This is a genomic window from Mesorhizobium sp. M7A.F.Ca.MR.148.00.0.0 (assembly GCF_003997735.1).
GTDB lineage: Bacteria > Pseudomonadota > Alphaproteobacteria > Rhizobiales > Rhizobiaceae > Mesorhizobium.
In genome coordinates this window covers 1-20,322 of record NZ_RZTB01000103.1, presented here as the reverse complement: position 1 = coordinate 20,322, position 20,322 = coordinate 1, and the positions used below count along the sequence as shown (strand labels likewise).

General features: G+C 63.6%; 19 protein-coding genes and 1 pseudogene. 11 read left to right on the top strand and 9 right to left on the bottom strand.

Annotation, left to right across the window (positions count from 1 at the left end):
- Positions 1-1,961 (bottom strand): PhoX family phosphatase (locus tag EOB49_RS26590; protein WP_164781817.1); only part of this gene is annotated, 1,961 nt, incomplete at its 3' end.
- 557 nt (positions 1,962-2,518) lie between these two features.
- Here EOB49_RS26590 and EOB49_RS26585 point away from each other — a divergent pair.
- Positions 2,519-2,968, top strand: coding sequence for a hypothetical protein (locus EOB49_RS26585; RefSeq protein WP_127382729.1), 450 nt, complete (start codon positions 2,519-2,521; stop codon positions 2,966-2,968).
- Between the two features lie 282 nt (positions 2,969-3,250).
- Here the strand turns inward: EOB49_RS26585 and EOB49_RS26580 are convergent, their stop codons facing one another.
- Positions 3,251-3,910, bottom strand: a complete 660-nt coding sequence (locus tag EOB49_RS26580; RefSeq protein WP_023813468.1) for a response regulator transcription factor — start codon at positions 3,908-3,910, stop codon at positions 3,251-3,253.
- Positions 3,907-5,301, bottom strand: coding sequence for a sensor histidine kinase (locus EOB49_RS26575; RefSeq protein WP_127382728.1), 1,395 nt, complete (start codon positions 5,299-5,301; stop codon positions 3,907-3,909). Before EOB49_RS26575 ends, EOB49_RS26580 begins: the two co-directional genes overlap by 4 nt.
- Positions 5,302-5,473: 172 nt before the next feature.
- Here EOB49_RS26575 and EOB49_RS26570 point away from each other — a divergent pair, with 172 nt between their 5' ends.
- The 5 genes and pseudogenes from EOB49_RS26570 to EOB49_RS26550 all read left to right on the top strand — a co-directional run bounded on the left by EOB49_RS26570 (position 5,474) and on the right by EOB49_RS26550 (position 10,510).
- The gene (locus tag EOB49_RS26570; RefSeq protein ID WP_013528672.1) at positions 5,474-5,815 is read left to right on the top strand and encodes a hypothetical protein; all 342 of its coding nucleotides are present in this window, start codon (positions 5,474-5,476) and stop codon (positions 5,813-5,815) included.
- A 14-nt stretch (positions 5,816-5,829) separates the two neighbouring features.
- Positions 5,830-6,549, top strand: a complete 720-nt coding sequence (locus EOB49_RS26565) for a phosphatase PAP2 family protein (protein WP_127320696.1) — start codon at positions 5,830-5,832, stop codon at positions 6,547-6,549.
- 139 nt (positions 6,550-6,688) lie between these two features.
- The gene (locus tag EOB49_RS26560; RefSeq protein WP_127320695.1) at positions 6,689-6,967 is read left to right on the top strand and encodes a helix-turn-helix transcriptional regulator; all 279 of its coding nucleotides are present in this window, start codon (positions 6,689-6,691) and stop codon (positions 6,965-6,967) included.
- Between the two features lie 69 nt (positions 6,968-7,036).
- Positions 7,037-8,794: pseudogene (locus EOB49_RS26555) on the top strand (SulP family inorganic anion transporter).
- Positions 8,795-9,133: 339 nt separating this feature from the next.
- Positions 9,134-10,510 carry an adenylate/guanylate cyclase domain-containing protein gene (locus tag EOB49_RS26550; RefSeq protein WP_127320693.1) on the top strand — a complete coding sequence of 459 codons (1,377 nt, stop codon included), beginning with the start codon at positions 9,134-9,136 and terminating at the stop codon, positions 10,508-10,510.
- Positions 10,511-10,595: 85 nt separating this feature from the next.
- On the opposite strand, the gene EOB49_RS26545 is transcribed toward EOB49_RS26550, so the two are convergent.
- From EOB49_RS26545 to EOB49_RS26535, 3 genes are all read right to left on the bottom strand, one after another.
- Positions 10,596-11,423, bottom strand: a complete 828-nt coding sequence (locus tag EOB49_RS26545; protein WP_127382727.1) for a YiiX/YebB-like N1pC/P60 family cysteine hydrolase — start codon at positions 11,421-11,423, stop codon at positions 10,596-10,598.
- Between the two features lie 81 nt (positions 11,424-11,504).
- On the bottom strand, positions 11,505-12,437 hold the full coding sequence (locus tag EOB49_RS26540; RefSeq protein WP_127268426.1) for a CHAD domain-containing protein: 933 nt from the start codon (positions 12,435-12,437) through the stop codon (positions 11,505-11,507).
- Positions 12,434-12,907, bottom strand: coding sequence for a CYTH domain-containing protein (locus EOB49_RS26535; RefSeq protein ID WP_127382726.1), 474 nt, complete (start codon positions 12,905-12,907; stop codon positions 12,434-12,436). Before EOB49_RS26535 ends, EOB49_RS26540 begins: the two co-directional genes overlap by 4 nt.
- 90 nt (positions 12,908-12,997) lie before the next feature.
- Here EOB49_RS26535 and EOB49_RS26530 point away from each other — a divergent pair, with 90 nt between their 5' ends.
- From EOB49_RS26530 to EOB49_RS26515, 4 genes are read left to right on the top strand one after another with little or no spacing between them, the layout of a single operon-like run.
- Complete coding sequence (locus EOB49_RS26530) at positions 12,998-13,684, top strand: CerR family C-terminal domain-containing protein (protein ID WP_127382725.1); 687 nt, start codon at positions 12,998-13,000, stop codon at positions 13,682-13,684.
- 13 nt (positions 13,685-13,697) lie between these two features.
- A complete protein-coding gene (locus EOB49_RS26525; protein ID WP_127382724.1) occupies positions 13,698-14,651 on the top strand; it encodes an HlyD family efflux transporter periplasmic adaptor subunit in 954 nt (317 codons plus the stop codon).
- Positions 14,648-15,568 carry an ABC transporter ATP-binding protein gene (locus tag EOB49_RS26520; protein ID WP_127382723.1) on the top strand — a complete coding sequence of 307 codons (921 nt, stop codon included), beginning with the start codon at positions 14,648-14,650 and terminating at the stop codon, positions 15,566-15,568. Before EOB49_RS26525 ends, EOB49_RS26520 begins: the two co-directional genes overlap by 4 nt.
- Complete coding sequence (locus tag EOB49_RS26515) at positions 15,565-16,701, top strand: ABC transporter permease (RefSeq protein ID WP_127331906.1); 1,137 nt, start codon at positions 15,565-15,567, stop codon at positions 16,699-16,701. Before EOB49_RS26520 ends, EOB49_RS26515 begins: the two co-directional genes overlap by 4 nt.
- 83 nt (positions 16,702-16,784) lie before the next feature.
- On the opposite strand, the gene EOB49_RS26510 is transcribed toward EOB49_RS26515, so the two are convergent.
- From EOB49_RS26510 to EOB49_RS26500, 3 genes are all read right to left on the bottom strand, one after another.
- A complete protein-coding gene (locus EOB49_RS26510) occupies positions 16,785-17,384 on the bottom strand; it encodes a DNA-3-methyladenine glycosylase (RefSeq protein WP_127382722.1) in 600 nt (199 codons plus the stop codon).
- Positions 17,385-17,481: 97 nt separating this feature from the next.
- A complete protein-coding gene (locus EOB49_RS26505; RefSeq protein ID WP_127382721.1) occupies positions 17,482-18,465 on the bottom strand; it encodes a threonine/serine dehydratase in 984 nt (327 codons plus the stop codon).
- A gap of 294 nt (positions 18,466-18,759) precedes the next feature.
- Positions 18,760-19,083, bottom strand: a complete 324-nt coding sequence (locus tag EOB49_RS26500) for a hypothetical protein (RefSeq protein ID WP_024502197.1) — start codon at positions 19,081-19,083, stop codon at positions 18,760-18,762.
- Between the two features lie 176 nt (positions 19,084-19,259).
- On the opposite strand from EOB49_RS26500, the gene mbfA reads away from it, so the two are divergent.
- On the top strand, positions 19,260-20,243 hold the full coding sequence (gene mbfA / locus EOB49_RS26495; RefSeq protein WP_127382720.1) for an iron exporter MbfA: 984 nt from the start codon (positions 19,260-19,262) through the stop codon (positions 20,241-20,243).
- The last annotated feature ends 79 nt before the right edge of the window (positions 20,244-20,322 follow it).

Genomic DNA, 20,322 nt, shown 5'->3' with positions numbered 1-20,322 from the left:
ACCGACGGCCGCACCGGCATGTCGGGCTTGAAGTCGGGCCAGCGCGTCGACAGGTCCTCATAGTAAGAGGGGCGCCCGAACGCTTCCCAGTCCTCTCCGCCGTCGCCCGGATGCTGGACGGCGACGAAGGCGGTCTGGTCGTCGGGCGCAAACAGCGGACCGCACATTTCGGCGCCGATCGGCACGCGGAAGAACAGTTTCGAGGTCGCCCGCGCGGCCCCCTCCGTGTCCACCGCCCATAAGCCATCGGTGCGGCCGGTGGCTTTCGGACCCTGGCCGTCGGTCGCGACCCAGAGACGCCCGGCCGAATCGACCGCGCAATTGTCGGGCATGCCGAACCAGCCATTGGCCGTCGTTGCCGTCGAGAAGGTGGCACCGACATCGGCAACCGAGGGATCGCCGCATTTCAGCAGCACTTCCCACTTGCCCTTGGCGGCCGTGAAATCACCGCCGTCCTCGGCGATCTCGATGATGTGGCCGAAGGCGTTTCCGGCGCGCGGGTTGGCGGCGTCGACCTGGTCGGCCTTGCGCTTCGAATTGTTGGTCAGCATGACATAGACCTTGCCGTTGACGCCATTGGGCTGAATGTCTTCCGGGCGGTCCATCTTGGTGGCGCCGAGCAGGTCGGCGGCGCGGCGCGTCTCGATCAGCACGTCGGCCTGGCCAGTGAAACCGTTTTCAGCCGTCAGCGGGCCCTGGCCGAACACGATCGGCAGCCATTCGACCGTGCCGTCTTCGGCGAACCTGGCGACATGCAGCGTGCCATCGTCGAGCAGGTCCTTGTTGGCGGCACGGTCGTTCGGATTGAACGCGGCCCTGGTCACGAATTTGTAGACATAGTCGAAGCGCTCGTCGTCACCGAGATAGAAGACGACGCGGCCGTCCTTGGCGACGATCGATTCGGCGCCCTCATGCTTGAAGCGGCCCATGGCGGTGCGCTTCCTCGGCGTCGAGGTCGGGTCGTTGACATCGACCTCGACGATCCAGCCGAAGCGGTTGGCTTCGTTGGGTTCCTTGGCGAGGTCGAAACGCTCGTAATGCGCCGCCCATTCATAGGCGCCTTCGGGAATGCCGAGACGCTTGTAGTTCGCGGCTTCCTTGTGGTCTTCCGGCAGCTCGCCGGAAAAATAGCCATGGATGTTCTCCTCGGCCATCACATAGGTGCCCCAGGGCGTGACGCCGCCGGCGCAATTGTTGACGGTGCCGAAAACCTTGGTGCCGGACGGATCGGCATTGGTCTTGACGCGGTCATGGCCGGCGACCGGGCCGGACAGTGCCATTTCGGTGTTGGCGGTGATGCGGCGATTGAGCTTGCCGTCGCGCACCACCTGCCATTTGCCACCGTCCTTGCGGATCTCGACGATGGTGCCGCCATGGGCGGCCATCTCGACATCGACCTGCTCCTTCGAGAGGGGCGCGACTTCGGCCGACTTCTTGCCGTCGTTTTCGACGATCTTCACGATGCCCGGGAACATCAGATGCGGATTGGTGTATTCGTGGTTGACCACCAGCAGGCCATGTTCGGCCGAGCCGTCGATCGGGATGTAGCCGACATAGTCATTGTTGTAGCCGAACTGTTTCGCCTGGGCCTCGGCCGACTGTTTCGTCGGGTCGAAGTCGGGCGAATCGGCAAAAAGCGGATCGCCCCAGCGCAGCAGGACATCGGCATCGTAACCCGGCGCGACATGGTGCTTGTCGTCGATACCGGCCTCGAGTTCGTCGAACGCGAAGGCGGAGCCTTCCGCTGCCCTGGCCTCTTCGGCGCTGATCAGCGCCAGCGGGCTGACGGTGGCGGCGATGGCCGAAACGGCCAGCGAGCCCTTGAGGAAGCCGCGGCGCGAGAACCGCGCGGCGATGATCTCGCCCATGGTGCGGTTGTCGGAGGCATTGATGGCCGGGCCGTCGTTTTCCTCGAGCAGGCTGGTGCGGAATCGGGTGTCGGGGGAGCGAAGGTCAGTCATGGTGGCTTGCCTCTGGCTGTTGGGTGGCTGGAGCGTGGGGTACCTGTTTGACCCCCCTTATAATCGCCGGGTCACATTTTCGTGACATCGGGAGACCTTTCAACGCGACAGGCATTACGCGCAGCATTGGATCAGCATTCCCGAAGGCCGTGAACTGCTCCGGAATCGTTTTTCGAGATGAAGGAGACCTTCGGCGGCATGTTTTGCCGCGCGTCCTGCAACGGCGCATGACGTCAGTCTTGCAAATGGATCAACGGACAAAGCCGGATCGACAAAGTCCCCTCCGCCGCCCCCGGCGGAGGTGACTTGATGTTCGGCGTCTGCCGTCGTCAGCGTAGGGAAAGCGAGTCTCCCATTTAGCGATGGCGGTCGCGGCGCCGTTCATGCAAAGCTAATGTAGCATACGCTTGGGACTTTAGTCCAATCTTGCGCTTGCAAAGGTCCTGGTTAACAACCGCAACGGTCGGAGGTCGCTTCCGGGCGCCGCGTCTTTCGGCAATGTTGTTGCACTGCAACGTTGGGGTGGGGCGCGCCGGGCTCAGTCGTCGGAGATCAAAATGCACAGATCGGTCACGACCCGTTGTTGCCGGCTGGCGCTCAAATCGGCAGCGGCGCTGGCGTTGACGATTGCTCCCTACCAAATTGTCCTGGACGGCTCCGTTCCCGGCATCCACACCGCCAGCGCATACGCCAAGGGTGGCGGTAACAGCGGTGGTGGCGGCGGCAATTCCGGCGGCGGCAATGGCGGGAACAGCGGTAATGGCAACAGCGGCAATAACGGCAACAGCGGCAAATCGGGATCCAACCAGGGTAAGAGCGGAAGCCATGTCAATGCAAAGACCGGTGACAAGGTCGACGTGACCGGCAACAAGATCACGGTCCGGCATCCCGACGGCATAACGGAAAAGCTCGAGAACGGACGTTTCAGCATGAAGGACGCGCTCGGCCGCACGATCATCGACCGCCAGGCCACGCCGGCCGATGCCGATCGTCTCAAGGCCTTGTGAAGCTGGCCAACAGGCAACGGTCAGCTTTGCACGTCACCTCCGCCGCCCCCCGGCGGAGGTGACCTCGTTTTTGGCGGTGCCGCCCCGGTCCCGAGGCGCGACGCGCTTTTGCGCGGTCCGCACCTTGCGGAGGCACGCAACCGTTCAATTATTGTTTTGCGCAATTCGGATGATTTCAGGTCGAAGCGGCCTGAAAACTGAATCCGCCTCTAAATCAAAGAGATAGAGCATGATGTCTTCCGAAAACCGCTTCACACCTTTCGGGATCATGCTCTCGTTGCTCTAGGAAGGCCTGTCGCGGTCGCGCAACTCACGCATCATCAAGGCCGCTTCGGTGCGGTTTCGCACATTGAGCTTCGACAGCACCCCGGTCATGTGATGCTTGACGGTCTTCTCCTGCAGCTCAAGCCGCAAGGCGACTTCCTTGTTGCTCAGCCCCTCCGCCACCAGCCGCAGGATTTCCGTCTGCCGATCGGTGAGCTGCCGCAGCCGTTCCGCAATGCCGTCGGTCGGCTGCTGGGACTGGAGATCCGAAAGCAGCCGGGCCGACAGTGTCGGCGACAGATAGCTTTCGCCGGCTGCAACATTGCGCAGGATGTCGGCGAGCCCGCGCGACCCGACGCCTTTGAGGACATAGCCATTCACCCCTGCGTTCAGCGCCTTTGTCACATCGGCGTTGGCCTCCGAAACGGTCAGCATGACGATCTTCTGGGCCGGATGGCTGGCGAGGATGCTTGCGACGGCGGTCAGCCCGCCGCCCGGCATGGAGATATCGAGCAGCAAGATGTCGGGCCGCACCGTCGTGGCGAGGCGTTCGGCATCCTGCGCCGTGGCGCCCTCGCCAACCATCTCGAATCCTCCGATCTCCGACAGGCTGCGCGTCACACCTTCGCGAAAGAGGGGGTGATCGTCGACAATGGCGATGCGAATGGTCCCAGTCATGCTTGCTCCTCGACCGATAGACGGATCACCAAACGCGTACCTTGCGGCCCGGTCAAGGTTTCGAACTGTCCGCCAATGCTTTCGACCCGCTCCCTGAGGCCGGCGAGGCCGAGACCCTCGACCCGTGCCGCCGGATCGAAACCGGGCCCGCCGTCCGACACTTCGACAAAAAGCCGGCCACCTTTCATCCCCGCACTCACCGCCTGATCCTTGCCCAACCCGTGGCGATAGGCATTGTTCAGCCCTTCCTGGACGAAACGATAGATGCTGATCTTCTCGGAGGCGCCGGGCTCCGGCAAGTGTCCGGTCAGCGTCAGCGTCACCGACGTTCCCGTCCTCTGCTCGTGTTCCTTGACCGCCAGCCGCAGAATGTCGGTTGCGGCAGCCGTCTCGATCTGCGGCAAAACAAGGCCGGTGCAGATGCCGCGTATTTCGCGCATCGCGTCCTCCAGTGTCTTGCGGATCATTGCGACCTCGGTCGAACGGCTTACGCTCGAATGGCCATCGCTGGAAAAAATCGGGCTGTCCATGCGGAGCGCCGCCAGTGCCACGAGTTGGGCCGGGCCGTCATGGAGGTCGGCGCCGATCCGGCGCAGATATCTTTCGTTGAGCGCGGTGGCGCGGCGGGACGCCCGTTGCACGCGCAGTCGCAAAGCACTGTTTTGCGCCACCAGACCCTGCAGCTCCGAGACCTGGCGGCGCAGTGCCCCACGCTGATCGTCGATGGTGCGGCTGCCGCGCAGGACGATGCCCGACAGGAGCAGGAATGCCGCGAGCGTCGCGCCGGCCACGATCAGCCAGCTCGACCACAGGGCGGACGCCAGGGTGGCCTGGAAATCGTCGGCGATCTCATAAAACTCGGTGACCGCCACCACCTCGCCCGACCAGGGCTCGCGCACGGGATTGTAGATCTCCAGCAATGGCAAGCCGGTAGCCTTCTCCTCGCGTTCATCATCATCGAATGTATTGAATTCAGCGACGACATTGCCTTCGAAGGCGGAACGCAGATTGTCGCTCGGACCGAAGCGGCGGCCGATCAGGGACGCCTCCTTGGCGTAGAGAACCGTGCCGTCGCGGCGCCAGAGCACGAACGATTCGAGGCGCTTGCCGAGCGCACCCTGGCCAAGCGTCTCGTCCAGCGCCTGCTTGACGGACTCGCTGAGCTCCTGGTCCTTGCGCAAGTCGGGAAGCAGCGGCGCAATCACGCTATCGACATAGAGCGCCGTCGTGGCGGCCGAATTGCGGATGACGCCGTCCCGGATCTGCGCCGTCACCCAGGTGCCGACCACCAACATGACGGCCAGCAGGCCAAAGCCGCCGGCAACGACGAATTGCAGGGCAAGGGAAAGCTCGCTCCAGCGCCGCATCAGGTTTTGAAAACTGCGAATCATGAGCCCCTGACCGCCCTTCGAACCGACAGATTGGGCGATGTTAGTACTTTGAGCTTCCGGCTTGCCATTGCCAAGGGCTTCGTTTGGTCGAGGTCGCTTGACGTCCCGGCGCGCTTGGGAAACAACGTCCGCGACGCATGCGGCGGGAGCCGCTTCGAGAGGGGGCGAAACGTTGAGTTTTTCGGGATTGCTGCAGCTCGGCTTTTCGACGGTCATTTTCCTGCTGGCGGCGACAGCCGCCAAGCAATGGGGCCTTGCGCCGAGCCTTGGCAAGATAGCGCTGACGCTGGCGCTCTATTCGCTGGGCAATCTGATCATGCTGCGGCTGATCCGCGAATTCGGCATGTCGGTGTCGTTCAGCCTTTCCGCCGTCATCCAGCTGGTCTCCGTGAACGTCGTGGCGCTGGTCTTCTTCGGCGAGCGCGTCAATGCGCTGCAGGCGACCGGCATCATGCTGGCGATCGCAGCGGTGGCGCTGATCACGCTCGGACCCTATCTGCAAGGTCGGCTGTAACGGGCGACTTGCCGATGAAGAACGCCGCGAACGCTTTGCTCAACCGGGTCGAATTCCCGGTGCTGCTGGCCGGCCTGGTCATCGCCGCCGGCCTGTGGGGATTCGAGGAGCTGATGGAGATTGCGCGCGCCACCACGCCGCACGCCTTCGACACCGAAATCCTGCTCGCCTTCCGCCAGGCGGGGCGCCCTGACAGCCCGATCGGCCCGCTGTGGCTGCAAGGGGCGATGCGCGACATCACAAGCCTCGGCAGCGGCAGCGTGCTGGTGCTGATCGTGACGGCGGTCATCGTCTATCTCCTGCTTATCCGCAGGACCGCGACCGCCCTTTTCATCTTCGTGGCGGTGGCCGGCGGTCAGGTGCTGTCGAGCCTGCTGAAAGCCGGCATCGACCGGCCGCGCCCCGAACTCGTCTCGCATCTCGTCAACGAAACGACGCTGTCTTTTCCGAGCGGCCACGCCATGCTGTCGGCCGTGACCTATCTGACGCTCGGCGCGCTCGCGGCACGCTTCCTGCCCGGTCGAACGACGAAGATCTATGTGCTGTCGCTGGCGGTGCTGACAACGCTGCTGGTCGGCATCAGCCGCATCTATCTTGGCGTCCACTGGCCATCGGATGTGCTTGCCGGCTGGTGCGCGGGCTTCGTCTGGGCGATGCTGTGCTGGCTCGCTGCCCGGGCGTGGCAGCGATGGCGCGGGCAGCATCCAAACGGCGACGACGAGGCTGGAGACTAGATCAGCCCGGGAAAGTATCTGAAAAAATGGTCAGTCAATACGCCGTGCCTTACGCCTTAGGCCTTCATACTAATGCTTGAAACATCACAATGACGATATTATACCTTATTCCTGCGGACTCAGACGGGGATTCCGGCCGATGATCACTGCCGCGCAGATGCGCGCCGCGAGGGCGCTGGCCGGCATCGATCAGAAGACGCTCGCCGAGCGCGCCGGCGTTTCGCTTCCAACCATCCAGCGCATGGAGGCGAGCGATGGCGTGGTCAGGGGCGTGGTCGACACGCTGATGAAGGTCATCCAGGCTCTCGACGAGGCCGGGGTGGAGTTGATCGGCGAGAACCAGACCAGCGAGCGCGGCGGCCGGGGCGTGCGCCTCAAGCCTGCCGTGCCGCGGGATCCCAAGGCTGAGCCGGCATAAAGTCGCGACGGCGACCGCCGACAGCCCTGCCGACGATCCCGCCGCCTTTCAGGGTGCGAAAGGCAGTCCATGGATCAGACGCAGCGGGCAGTGCATCAACTGGTCGATAAGTCGGCCCACCGGTTGGGCCACGGGTCGGCCCACGGGTCGGCAAACCCGACATTTTCCGAAATGTTCACGCCGAAGCTGGTGACGGTCTGGCGCGAGGGCTACACGTTCGCCGACTTCAAGGCGGACGCCATTGCCGGGCTGACGGTCGCCATCGTCGCGCTGCCCTTGTCGATGGCGATCGCCATCGCCTCGGGCGTGACGCCCGAGCGCGGCCTCTACACCTCGATCGTCGGCGGCTTCATCATTTCGGCGCTCGGCGGCAGCCGCTTCCAGATCGGTGGTCCGGCCGGCGCCTTCATCGTGCTGGTGGCAGCTACGGTTGCCCGGGTCGGCGTCGATGGACTGCTGTTGGCAACGATGATGGCAGGGGTCTTCCTGCTCGCCATCGGCTATCTCCGCCTCGGCACCTACATCAAGTTCATTCCCTATCCGGTGACAGTCGGCTTCACCGCCGGCATCGCCGTCATCATCTTTTCGGGACAGATCGTCGAACTGTTCGGGCTGAAGCTTGCCGGCAGGGAGCCGGGACCGCTGGTGCCGAAGTTGATCGCGGTCGGTGAGGCGGCCGGCACCATCAATCTTGCGGCGACCTTCGTGGCGGTGTTGACCATCTTCACCATCGCCGGCCTGAAGCGCTGGCGGCCGACATGGCCTGCCATGCTCATCGCCATCGGGCTGGCATCGCTGGTCGTGGCGCTTCTGTCGCTGCCGGCGGAGACGATCGGCACTCGCTTTGGCGGCATCCCGCGTAGCCTGCAAATGCCTGCCTTGCCGCCGGTCAGCCTGGGCAGGATGATTGACGTGCTGCCGGATGCCATTGCCTTTGCCCTGCTCGGCGCGATCTAATCGCTGCTGTCGGCGGTGGTCGCCGACGGGATGACGGGCCGGCGGCATCGTTCCAACTGCGAACTGGTGGCGCAAGGCTTCGCCAACATCGCGTCCGCCCTGTTTGGCGGCATCTGCGCCACCGGCACCATCGCCCGCACCGCGACCAATGTGCGGGCCGGCGCCCACGGACCGGTTTCCGGCATTGTCCACTCAGCCATCCTGCTCGCTTTGATGCTGGTGGCGGCGCCGCTCGCCAGCTACATCCCGCTCGCCGCCCTGGCTGGCGTGCTGGCGGTCGTGTGCTGGAACATGTTCGAGAAGCAGGCCTTCGCCACCTTGCTGCGTGCCTCGCGCGGCGATGCGCTGGTGCTGATGGCGACCTTTCTGCTCGTCATCTTCCGCGATCTCACCGAAGGCATCGTCGTCGGCTTTGTGCTGGGCTCGATCCTGTTCATCGACCGCATGGCCAAGTCGATTGCGGTAGAGGCCGATCAGCCGCTGGTGCAGGAGGATGTCGCCGACAGCGCCAACGCCTACGATGCCAGCGAGGCGACCGACGCCGATACCGTGGTCTACCGCATCTCGGGCGCCTTCTTCTTCGGCGCGGCATCGACCGTAGGCACCGTACTCGACCGCATCGCCGACCAGCGCAGGAATTTCATCCTCGATTGCTCGGCCGTACCGTTCTTCGATTCGACGGCGGCCAACGTCATCGAGGGCGCCGCCCACAAGGCCAGGCGCGCCGGCGTCCGCTTCATCATATCAGGTGCCTCGCCGCAGATCCGGCGCATGCTGATCAACCACGGCGTGAAGCGCCCGCTGGTGACCTATGCCGCGTCGATCGAGGAGGCGCGGGCGCAGCTGAAAGGCAAGATCGAGGTGCGGTAGGGGCCGGGATTTGCCGGCCGGCGGTCGCTTGAACGTCAACTTTTTGATCTCAAGCAAGCGGGGAGCACGCTTTAGGCGAGCGGGCCCACTTTAGTCCCAGATGCAAGGAAAGTCGCTTCGCGGCGGCGTTGAATGCCACCAATCTTCGTGACCTGAAAAGGGAAGCCTCCGCCTATCCTGCTTCAGCTTTCACCGTGGTCCTTTGTCCGGACATTTTACTCTTTGCAGCCGCGTTTCAAAAATGAAACCGCAATCATGGTAGAGTTCGCGCACTGATTTGCCAGTAGAAGGCGGGTTTGCCAAATGCGTGACACGTCCCCGCGAAATCGAAGTGATCCTATGCCGACCGCGCCAACACTTGAACTTCGCCGCTATTCACGGCTGAGAAATTTGCGAGAGCGCGCAGAACGCCAAGGTGCTGCATTGCAGTTCTGGGCGCGTACGGCATCGCTCGCCGTGATCTCCTGCTTCTTTTCATTAATCAGCCGCTGGGATGCCTCTCTGCTCTTCGTGCTGGCGGGCCTCATGTTGTTCCAGCTCGTCGGCCTGATCCAGTTTCGCTTTGCGCGCCGTCGCAACGCGCCATGGTGGATCGGTTATCTCGTAGGCACGCTGGACATCGTTCTGTTGACCGTTCTGCTGGTAACGCCCAACCCGTTTTCCCTGGAGGTCGCGCCGGCCGCGATGCAACTGCGCGAAGGCAGCTTCAAATTCCTGTTGATTTTCGTGTGCCTTGGCGCGCTGACCCTTTCGACCCGATTGGCGCTCTATCTCGGAGCGCTCGCAGCCTTGACGTGGACGATCGGGGTGGGATGGGTGATTCTTCATGCGGGAACCGTCCTTCCGGCGACGAACCTCTATTCGCTGCCGACGACAGAGCGACTGAACCTCTATCTCAATCCCAATTTCGTCGACACATTCGCGCAGGCGACCAACGTGTTGGTTGTGCTGATTATCGGCGCGATCATGGCGCTGGTCGTCTCTCGTTCTCGACATCTGTCGGAAGACTATGTCAAGGCAGAGCGCGCCCGCGCCAATCTCGCCCGGCATTTTTCGCCAAATGTCGTCGACCAACTCGCCGCGGATGACGAGCCCTTCGGCCCGGTCCGCCGGCAGGATATCGCGGTACTGTTCGCCGACATCGTCGGCTTCACACACTATTCCGAGGATCATCCGGCCGAAGCAGTGTTCGAACTCCTGCGTCAGTTCCACCGTCGCATGGAGCAGGTCGTTTTCGACCACCATGGCACCGTCGACAACTATATCGGCGATTGCATCATGGCCACATTTGGGGTTCCGCAAGCCAGCCATAACGACGCGACCCGAGCCATCCAGTGCGCTGAAGCGATGATCGCCGCTCTCGAAGACTGGAATGTGCAGCGGGTGTCCAGGGGATACCCGTCGCTGGACGTTCGGATCGGTGCACAATATGGCGCAGTCGTTATCGGTGCAGTAGGCAGCGAGCGCAATCTTTCCTTCGCGGTGGTGGGCGACACCGTCAACGTCGCCAGCCGTTTGCAGGCGCTTTGCCGTGAACTTCAGGCAAACATTTGCTTTGGGTCACGACTGATAGAAGCCGCGAAGGCGGAATCGCCCACGACACAGTTGAATGCGCGCGATCATGGACCGGTGAGCATCCGCGGTCGGGATGAACCGGTCCATGTCTGGGTCGAACACAGAGCCGAAAACCAGGGTGCTGTTGCGGTTTCGGCATGATATAGCCGCCATGTGAAACGACTGCATCTCGACCGGATAGCAGTAGGCAGCGCCATAGGGCATGTCTGACGCAGGCCGCAAGCCATCACGTGTCTGAGGCGATGGCGCCATCCCTTGCGCCTGCGGCGTCTGTGCTTGCCTTGTCGTCCCAGACCATCTGCCGGTAGTCGAAACCATATTCCAGCGTCGGTTTGACGATGCGGAAATAGGGCGACAGGTCGAAATCGCGCGGCGTGTAGAGCGAGTGGTGGCGGATGTGCAGGATTTCCTTGCGCGAATAGTTCGACTGCGCGGAGGCTCGGCCGGGCGCACGGGTGATTTCGGGCAGGATCGGATAGCGGATCTGGCCATAGGCCTCGGCGATCAGCGTCGAGCAGATCGCCCGTGTCGGATCGCCGGAGCCGAAGGCCAGCATGCGGCGGCGCCAGCGCACCGGCACCGGCGGTGTGGGCAAGAAAAAACGCAGCATGTCGAAAATGTTCTTGAGGTCGTATTTCAGGCCGAGCCTGCCGATCATGAAGGCGACGACCTTGTCGCGATCCTCCGGCGCCAGCCCGCTCGCCCGGCAGATGCGGGTGTTGTAGGTGCGGTAGCGCGACAATGGCACGGCGACGCAGCCTTCGCCGATCGTGACCTCGATCAGGCGCGGCCGTTCCGAGCCGTCTTCCGGCGCGGGCAAGGCATCGCCGACATAGAAGGCCGCATGCGACCAGGTCGACTGGGTCAGGTACTTGATCGCCGCCGAGATCTTCTGATTGCCCTCGATCAGCAGGATGTCGCCCGGCTCAAGCGTGCGGCGCAGCGTTTCGGCATCGGACGGAGTGTAGGGCTCGTAGCCGGACGATTCTCCCTGCAGCCGGCCGGCAAGCCAGCGGCCAAGTCGATCCAGAAGCGTGTCGCCGGGCTCGGTCATGCCCCATGGCGATTAGCATGGGCGGGTAATGAGGGCTAGCGCACGCCTTCCTCCCCCGTCCGGAGCGCGAGGAAGAGCGTCCTACGATGCCGCGGCCTCTTCCGGCGGCGCAGCCAGATCGTCGCGCGCCTTGCGGGCCAGTTTGCGTGTCGAGCGTTTGGGATTGTCCCCGAACAGCTCGGCCGCTTCGGCCAGGCAGCTCTTCTTCAGCTGCTTCTCCGACCGTTTCAACAGCTTGCCCAGAAGTTTCGTGTCCTCGGGCAGCCCGAGTGGCTGGTCGTCGGCCTCGAGCAGCGCGCGCATCACCAGCACATCGTGCAGGTCGCCCAGCCGCTCGCCCAGTTCGTCGACCGCCTTGCGCCGGGCCTTGATCGGTGTCGGCCACAGCCTGCCGAGCAGCGACAGATGCATGCCGTGGGTCTTGGCCGCCTTGCGCAAATCGTGGAAATCATCGGCCGCGCCCCGCGATCTGGCCTTGTCGAGCGCCTTCCTGGCACGGCGCAGCGTGACGCGGGCACCTTCGGCAAGCACGTCGGCCGCCTGTTCCGGCTGGTCGGGCAAGGCCAACGCTTCGACGCGTTTGAGGCCATCCTCGCAAGCGGCGGTCGCCGCGCCGATCGCCGCCTCGAGCCCGCTGCCTTCGTGCAGTTCATGCTGGCGCGCGATCAGCCTGTCGCGCGCAGCAGTAAGCCCATCGTCGGCGCTCTCCTTGGGAAAGCTCGCCGCCAGCCGGTCGATGGTTTCGATCAGCGCTGTCGCCTCGCGCGGACCGGCAAGCAGGCCTGCTACATTGCGATAGCACTGGTTCTCGGTCTCGCAGAATGTTTCGTCGCCGGAACGAACAAGCCGCAGCAGGGCGCGGGCGCTCTTCAGCCGCTTGCGGCACTTGTGCAGCGCCTGTTCCGGCCGGCTCCGTGCGGCGTCAAGGTGATGCAGCGCCTTGCCGATTTCCTCGGCAAGGATACGCCTGACCTCGCCGGTCAGCGGCAGGCGCGGATCGATACGAAAGCTCATGCGGCGATCTCCGGTATCCCCCCAAGGGCGAGCGACGCGTTGTAGAATTGTGACTCGCCGGTGACTTCGCGGCCGAGCCAATCAGGCAGCATTTCGTCCGGCACGTCCTCCGGCGTCTCAAGTTCGGCGATCACAAGTCCCGCAAGCGGACCGCCGAAGACATCGATTTCGTAGAGATAGCCACGGTGCCTAACATGGTGACGTGTCTTCTCGATGACACGTCCGATGGCGAAGTCCAGCATCTCCACCGCCTCCGAGAGCGGGATCGAGTATTCGAATTCGTCGCGTTCGCGCGCCTTGCTGCCGAATTTGAGTGTCAGCTTGGCGGAACCGCCATCGCTGATGCGGATGCGCACCGTGCGCCCGGGGCCGGCAGCGAGATAGAACTGGAGAATGCGGATATTGGCCTCGGCCAGTTCCCGCCATGCGGTGCTGGTGACCAGGAATTTTCGTTCGACTTCCTTGCCCATGGCCGCGCACTAAAGCGTTTGCCGCCGTCGATGGCAAGACAACGACGTACAGAAGTTGACTTTAATCAATCGATTGATTAAACTGCGCTCATGGTCAAACTGCCTGAGCTCAAAATTCTTCGCCGCGAGCCCGCCGAGATGACGCGCGCGGCCCTTGTCCAGGCGGCGCTGAAGCTGTTCGGAAGGCAGGGCTTCGATGGCACCTCGACGCGCGAGATCGCCGCCGAGGCGCGAGCCAATATAGGCTCGATCGCCTATCATTTCGGCGGCAAGGAGGGTCTTCGCGCCGCTGCCGCCGACTTTATCGTCGAGACCATCCAGGGTGTAGCCGGCCAGGCGCTCGGCAATGTACAGGCGCCTGCGCCGGGACCAGCCAATCCGGAGGCGGCGCAAGCGCTACTCTTCGCGGCGCTGGAGCGGATGGTCGGCTTTGTCGTGGCCAGCCCGCAGGCCGGCGAGATCGTGCAGTTCGTGTTGCGTGAGCTTTCGCATCCGACGGCAGCCCTCGACCGCATCTATGACGGCGTCTTCGAGCCGACGCATCGCCGGCTGTGCCAGCTCTGGGAACAGGCGACCGGCGAGCCCGCCGAAAGCGAGGCCACAAGGCTCACCGTGTTCACGCTGATCGGCCAGGTCATCTATTTCCGCATCGGCCGCGAGGCGGTGATGCGCCGCATGGGCTGGAAAGACATCGGCGCCGCCGAGGCGGCCAAGGTGGTGGCGGTCACATCGGGTAATCTCAAGGCCATATTGGCTTCTAAAAAGAGCAAAGCATGAAGGGGCAAAGACCATGAGCTTTCTGTGTTCGCTGCCGTTCGCCGCGCAACTTTTTAGCGCCTGTGCCCCGGCAGCACCGCTGGCCGTCGGCTATGTCGAAGGCGACTACGTGCTTCTGGCGCCGATCGAGGTGGCGCAGGTCGAGACCGTGACCGTCAAGCGCGGTGACCGTGTCACGCCCGGCACCACCGTTGTGACGCTGGAAAGCGCCGATGCGAAGATCGCGGTGGCGCAGGCGCAGGCCGGCCTTGCCCAGGCGCAGGCGCAATTGGCCGACCTGCAGATCGGCAAACGGCCGGAAGAGATCGCCGTGCTGAAGGCCGAGGTCGACATGGCCAGCGCCCAGGCCGCCGACGCCAAGCGCAAATACGACCGCGCCGCCGATCTGTTCAAGCGGGGCGCCGGCACGCAGGCCGATTTCGACACCGCGTCGGCCACGCTCGAGACGGCCAATGCGCAGGTCGGCCAGGCCAATGCCAATCTCGCCGTCGGCGGCCTGCCTGCACGGGCCGAAACGATCAAGGCCGCCGACAATCAGGTCAAGCAGGCGCAGGCCGCGTTGGAGCAGGCGCAGTGGCGGCTATCGAAGCGGGTGCTGGCAGCGCCTTCGCCGGGCCGCGTCAACGATGTCATCCGCAATCCGGGCGACACATCAGGTCCGACCGCGCCTGTGATTTCGATCCTGCCCGACGGTGCGGTCAAGCTCAGCGTCTACATACCGGAGAGCGCCTTCTCCTCGGTCAAGGTCGGCACCTTGCTCGGCGTCCATTGCGACGGCTGCGGCCCGGATGTGAAGGCGCGCGTCAGCTATGTCTCGCCGGATCCCGAGTTCACGCCGCCGGTGATCTATTCGCTCGAGAACCGGCAGAAGCTGGTCTACCTGGTCGAGGCGCGGCCGGAGGGCGATGCCGGCCCGCTGCAGCCCGGCCAGATCGTCGATGTTGATCTCGCGGACAGCGCAAGATGAACGCCATCGACGTCCATGGCCTGGTCAAGCGCTTTGGCGACAAGACCGTCGTCGACCATGTGACGATGTCGGTCGCCGAGGGCGAGATCGTTGGCTTTCTCGGCCCCAACGGTTCTGGCAAGACCACAACCATCCGCATCATGTGCGGCCTGCTGACGCCGGACGAAGGCGAAGGCACGGTGCTCGGCTTCAACATCCGCACCGACAGCCTGCGCATCAAGCGTGAAGTCGGCTACATGACGCAGAAATTCTCGTTCTACGAGGATCTGACGATCGGCGAGAATCTCGAATTCGTCGCGCGGCTCTACCGGCTGAAGCCGGTTGAAGAGCATGTCGCGAGCACGTTGGAGGACCTCGGCCTGACGTCGCGCCGCAACCAGCTGGCCGGCACCTTGTCGGGCGGCTGGAAGCAGCGGCTGGCGCTGGCCGCCTGCATCATGCACAAGCCGAAATTGCTGCTGCTCGACGAGCCTACGGCCGGTGTCGATCCGAAGGCACGGCGCGAGTTCTGGGACGAGATCCATCGCCTGGCCAGCGGCGGGCTGACCGTGCTGGTCTCCACCCACTACATGGACGAAGCCGAGCGCTGCCACCGCATCAGCTATATTTCCTACGGCAAGATGCTGGCCACCGGCACGGTCGCCGAGGTGGTGAGAAATGCCGGGCTGACCACGTTTGTGCTGCAGGGTCCGCGGCTCGATCAGGTCGCCGAAGCGCTTCAGGGCCGCTCCGGCGTCGACCAGGTGGCGCCTTTCGGCGCGACGCTGCATGTCGTCGGCTCCGACAAAAAGAAGCTCGAAGCCGCACTCGTCGACGTCGAGAAAGAGCACAAGGGCGTGAAAGTTTCGCCCGGCGAAACCAGCCTCGAGGACGTCTTCATCCAGTTCATGTCCGGCTCGAAGGACAACATGGCATGAACAGCGTCTTTTCCTTCGCCCGGCTTGGCGCGCTGCTGATCAAGGAATTCATCCAGATGCGGCGCGACCGCATCACCTTCGCCATGATGCTCGGCGTGCCGCTGATACAGTTGGTGCTTTTCGGCTACGCCATCAACAACGACCCGAAAAGCCTGCCGGCAGCACTCGTGGCGACGAGCAACGATCCCTACACGCGTGCCATTGTCGCGGCGCTGCAGACCACCGGCTACTATCGTTTCGACCATGTCGCGCAAAGTGCCGCCGAGGCCGAGTTCCTGATATCGCGCGGCGACGTCGCCTTCGTCGTCACCATCCCCGCCGATTTCGCCAGGAGGGTGGAGAGCGGCAACAACCCGCAGATACTCATCGAGGCGGACGCCACCGACCCGGCGGTGGCCAGTGGCGCCATCTCGACGCTCGGCACAGTCGCCAGCCAGGCGCTGCTGAGGGCGCAAGGCACGCAGGAAGCCGCCGCCGAGGCCGCCAAGGGTCGGCTCGATGTCGTCGTACACCGGCGCTACAATCCCGAAGGCATTTCGCAATACAACATCGTACCCGGCCTGCTCGGCGTCATCCTGCAGATGACCATGGTGATGATGACCTCGATCGCGCTGACGCGCGAGACCGAGCGCGGCACGATGGAAAACCTGCTGGCGATGCCGTCCAGCCCGCTCGAGATCATGATGGGCAAGGTGCTGCCCTATCTGGCGGTCGGCGGCGTGCAGGTGGTGGTGGTGCTGGCGGCGGCGAAGCTTCTGTTCGCCATCCCCTTCACCGGATCGATGTCGCTGCTGCTCACCGCCGTGCTGATCTTCGTGCTGGCGCTGGTGCTGCTCGGCTACACGATTTCGACCATCGCCCGCACGCAAATGCAGGCGCTTCAGCTCACCTTCTTCTTCTTCCTGCCGTCGATCATGCTGTCGGGTTTTATGTTCCCCTATCGCGGCATGCCGGACTGGGCGCAAATTTTCGGCGAGATCTTCCCGCTGACGCATTTCCTGCGCATCACCCGCGCGGTGATGCTGAAGGGCGCGGAACTGCCGGCAGTGTCAACGGAGATCGGCTGGCTGGTGGTGTTCGTGGTCTTGTTTGCCGGCGTGGCACTGGTGCGGTTCAGGCGGACGCTGGATTAGATGCCGCACGACCTCCAGTCTTGGCACCAGCCTTTGCGGAAGGGAGAAATGCTTTCGCCAATCTCCATGGTTTATAACTGCCACTAACCGTTGAGCGATTTCGGGCCGCTGACGAAGGCGCTCCCCTTGACGTAAAACCGCAGCGGGCGATCGGCATCCTTTGTAATGCCGATCCGGACGCCTTGGGCGATGTCGCCGGCTTGATGCTCGTCGGTTGCCAGCCATAGCGGGCCTTTGCGGCAAAGATCGAGCCCGTCGAGCGACCGATCGATCTGCAACGCCTGGGCCAGCCTTCCCGGTCCCCGCGCCAGGTCGCGCAGGCGCTCGATGCCGCGATTGAGCCGCATGATCGGAATGCCTTCGAGCGGCTCGAGCGCCCTGATCAGCACGCCGGTTCCGACCCCCGGCATCTCGCTCGAGACATTGAGCATGTAGGAGATGCCGTAGGCGAGATAGACATAGGCGTGCCCCGGTTCGAGAAACAGCGAACGGTTGCGCGGGGTCATCCCCCGGTAACCGTGTCCGGCGGCGTCACCGGTCACATAGGCCTCGGTCTCGACGATGCGGCCGCTGGCGATGCCTTCGGGCAGTTCGCGCACCACGATCTTGCCGATGAGGGTGCGGGCAAGGGATGCCGTATCGTCGGGCAGCTCGGAACGCGTGAGCGGGCGGTAGATGACCATGCTCAGCGCGGCGACGATTTGGCGGCGGGCGAGGAGTGATCCAAGGCGGAGCCTGTCGCCAGATACTCCATATCAGATACCCTTGGACATCGCCGTCTCAAGCAGCTGCCATGATCCCGGCATAAGTGCCGAAATCGACATTGCCGCCGGACAGCACCACGGCAATGCATTTGCCGGACAGCTCGATCTCGCCCGATGACAGTGCCGCCAGCGCCACGCAGCCGCCGGGCTCGACCACCAGCTTGAGATAGGCCATGGCGTCGCGCATCGCCTGCGCCGCCGCCTGGTCCGAGACGGCGATGCCACCGGTGAGATTCCTGCGGTTGATCTCGAAGGTGATCACGCCAGGCTCGGCGGTCAGCAGCGCGTCGCAGATGGAGCTATGGCCGGGCTCGTTCGAAACCCTGGCACCGGCGGCCAGCGACCGGCGGGTGTCGTCGAAATGCTCGGGCTCCACGGCCCAGATCGCGGTGTCAGGCGAGGCGTCCTTGACGGCAACGGAGATGCCACTCGACAAGCCGCCGCCGCCGCAGGGGACGATCACCGCGTCGAGGTCGACGCCAAGCGCTTTTGCCTGGCGCATCAATTCGAGACCGATCGTGCCCTGGCCGGCAATGATGGCCGGATCGTCGAAAGGCGGGACCAGCACCATGCCTCTTTCCATGTAAGGGCGGATCACTGTCATGCGGTCGTCGCGAAAGCGGTCGAACGGGACCACCTCCGCGCCCATCTTGCGCACGTTGGCAATTTTCATCGCCGGCGCGTCTGAAGGCATGGCGATCACCGCCTTGACGCCGAACATCGCGGCCGAAGCGGCGACGCCTTGCGCATGATTGCCCGATGAGAAAGCGACGACGCCTCGGCTGCGCTCCTCCGCGCTGAGCGACGACAACTTGTTGTAGGCGCCACGGAACTTGAACGAGCCGGTACGCTGCAGCGTCTCCGGCTTGAACAGGATGCGGCCCCCGAAGCGTCTGTTCAGCTCCTGCGATTCGATCAAGGGGGTTTCGATGATCAAGCCGGAGAGACGCGCGGCGGCGGCGTGGATGTCGGCGATGCCGGGAAGGGATATGGCGTTCATGTGAGGTCCAGTGGACAGGGTCTTTTCATGATGCCCGCAAACAGATGTGGCGCACCAATGAAAAAATGTGACCGTTACAAAGTTTGGCGGGCGATCGCCAACGCCACGGCTGCACGCCCCCCTCTGGCCTGCCGGCCATCTCCCCCTCGAGGGGGGAGATTACGCACTCAGTCGACTTCGCCACCTATTAACGGTGCAAGGTGAGCGGAACGACGAAGCTGCCAATCTCCCCCCTTGAGGGGGAGATGTCCGGCAGGACAGAGGGGGGCGCTGGCCCGCAGACATCCCCCATGTTCAGCCGAGTAACGTCCTCTGCCGCTTGCTCCCACCCAGCTTGCGCCAGTTGTTGAACCGGTGGCTGGCAGCGGCAAAGGATATCTTCATCTGCTGGGCGACCGAATAGCGCGACTTGCCCTCGTCGAACATGCGGTAGCAGCACTCGACGCCCTCCTCCGTCAGTTTGCCGTCCGGCGCCTTGTTGTGCGGGTTGGCGGGGTCGAATTTCTCGACCTGCTGCTCGACCAGGCCCTTCAGGCGCTGCAGGTCGGCCTCTATGCTGGCGATGAGATCGAGAACGGGCTTGGGATCATAGGGGTGCGGAGGCTGTTTTGCCGTCATCTGCCGGTTCCTTGTTCTTGGCTTGAGTCCAGCAATATAGGTGAACATTCACTGATAATGAAGAGTCACCGCGGGCGTGGGGCTTCAACAATTCTTGACCGCGACCCAAGCGCGCAATTGACCGAAGGTGTTCAAAACCCTAGTTTAGAACTATTCTAAACTAGGGTGAATTCCTCATGCTTTCCCGTGTTTTCGGCTTCGGCCGCCGCCCCTTCGAATCGCTCTCCGAACAGGAGATCCTGGCGCTGGCCATTTCCTCCGAGGAGGATGACGGACGAATCTACCGGGCCTACGCCGACGGCCTGACGGAAAACTTCCCGCAATCGGCAAAAGTGTTCGAGGAGATGGCCGAGGAAGAGGATGGCCATCGCGATGCGTTGATCGAGCTTTTCCGCAAGCGGTTCGGCGAGCGCATACCGCTGATCCGGCGCGAACATGTGAAGGGTTATTACGAGCGCAAGCCCGACTGGCTGGTCCGGCCGCTCGGCATCGAGCACGTGCGCAGCCATGCCGAGGCGATGGAGCGGCAAGCCTACCTTTTCTATGTCGAGGCGGCCAAGCACACGGCAGATGCTTCGACGCGAAAACTGCTCGACGATCTGGCGGTGGCCGAACTGGGCCATGAGACCCTGGCGCAGCGGCTGGAACAGAAACATGTGCCGGGCGCCGTCAAGGCCGAGGAGGCCAGCGCCGAGCAGCGCCAGTTCATCCTCACCTATGTGCAACCAGGGCTGGCCGGGCTGATGGACGGGTCGGTGTCCACTCTGGCGCCGATCTTTGCCGCTGCCTTTGCCACGCACGACACCTGGCAGACGCTGCTGGTCGGGCTTGCCGCCTCGATCGGCGCCGGCATTTCGATGGGCTTCACCGAAGTCGCTTCCGACGACGGCAAGCTGTCGGGCCGCGGCTCGCCGATCAAGCGCGGTCTGACCGTCGGCATCATGACGACGCTGGGCGGTCTCGGACACGCGCTCCCCTATGTCATTCCGCATTTCTGGACGGCCACCGGGGTTGCCGCGGTGGTGGTGTTCTTCGAATTGTGGGCGATCGCCTTTGTCCAGAACCGCTACATGCAGACGCCTTTCCTGCGTGCCGCCTTCCAGGTGGTGCTGGGTGGCGCCCTGGTGTTCGCGGCCGGCGTGCTGATCGGGAATGCATAGTTTTTTCCCTTCCCCCTTGTGGGGGAAGGTGGATCGGCGCGCAGCGCCGAGACGGATGAGGGGTGTTCCAGCGGAGTGA